This is a genomic window from Bradyrhizobium sp. C9, from assembly GCF_002532045.1.
Classification (GTDB): domain Bacteria; phylum Pseudomonadota; class Alphaproteobacteria; order Rhizobiales; family Xanthobacteraceae; genus Bradyrhizobium.
Genome location: NZ_NWTG01000066.1, coordinates 1 through 956 on the forward strand (window position 1 = coordinate 1; position 956 = coordinate 956).

Annotated in this window: 3 protein-coding genes; all 3 read right to left on the reverse strand. The window is 33.7% G+C overall.

The genetic code is table 11. The annotated features are described in order from the left end of the window. A partial coding sequence (locus CO675_RS39575; protein ID WP_097677271.1) for a hypothetical protein occupies nt 1-449 on the reverse strand: 449 nt, incomplete at its 3' end. Beyond that, nucleotides 446-577 (reverse strand): hypothetical protein, encoded by a 132-nt coding sequence (locus CO675_RS41860; RefSeq protein ID WP_015979566.1) that lies wholly within the window; start codon nt 575-577, stop codon nt 446-448. The genes CO675_RS39575 and CO675_RS41860, both read right to left, overlap by 4 nt. A 4-nt stretch (nt 578-581) precedes the next feature. Further along, nucleotides 582-710 carry a hypothetical protein gene (locus CO675_RS41865; protein WP_015979565.1) on the reverse strand — a complete coding sequence of 43 codons (129 nt, stop codon included), beginning with the start codon at nt 708-710 and terminating at the stop codon, nt 582-584. Between the last annotated feature and the right edge of the window lie 246 nt (nt 711-956).

A 956-nucleotide genomic window follows, 5' to 3' on the forward strand; every position in this document is an offset into this window, starting at 1 on the left:
ATACAGAACGCGTCTGCCATGTCGTCGTTGATATCATTATCAGGTACTATGTTATAGCTCTTGAGTATCTCAATGCTTTGTACTTTTCGCAATGCACTCTTACCTTTAATTAGATGATACCCACACCATTTACTGTTTGGTACATCAACATAGCCAATGTTATGACGGTTACGCATGACACCCAAGAATGAACCGTTAGCTCTAATCAATGAGATGTTTCCCTTAGACTTGAACGTGATAATAGGTTCTTCAATATAAATAAAGTAGTCAAATAAATTGTAATGCTCAATAATTTCTGTTATACCGTCAGCAATAAGCTTGGCACGTTCCAAAGGATCTTTACTTTTACCACCTGCAATTGAACCGACTACATACTCATTTGTCAAAGGATTACGAAATGCGTAACCAGTATTAGAGGTGCTAAAGTCAATAGCTAAGGCTTTGCTCATAAATCAGAACTCAATTCAATATAAAGCTCTTTAGTAATTTCTCCAATATCAAATAAGTGCTTAACATAGTGTTCATATTCAATCGGAGTCAATACTTCTTTTTGTGCTAAAATATGCTCTTTATTCATTTCTTTATTCTCCCTTAAAAATTAAAGCTGTATCAAGATTAATCAAACCACATTCAACAGCGTTAAGTAAGAACTCGTTAAAGTCAACTTCTGACAATGTCTCTTGCTTAAATAGTAGCTGTTCCTCTGTCATTTGCTTTCCTCTCTCAACTTGATATATATATTATATCAAATGCACTTTTCAGGTTTGGTTTATCCTCTGTTATGTAAGCTATGATTGACTTTGTAGGCATTTTGTGTTATACTATTTATAGGAGGTAACTATGGCTAGAGATAAATATCTGATGTACTTACGACAACAGGAATACAAGAAACGTATTAAAATTAAAGTAGTTAATACAAGAGCTAGAATGAACAGAGAATACATGAATCAACCAGA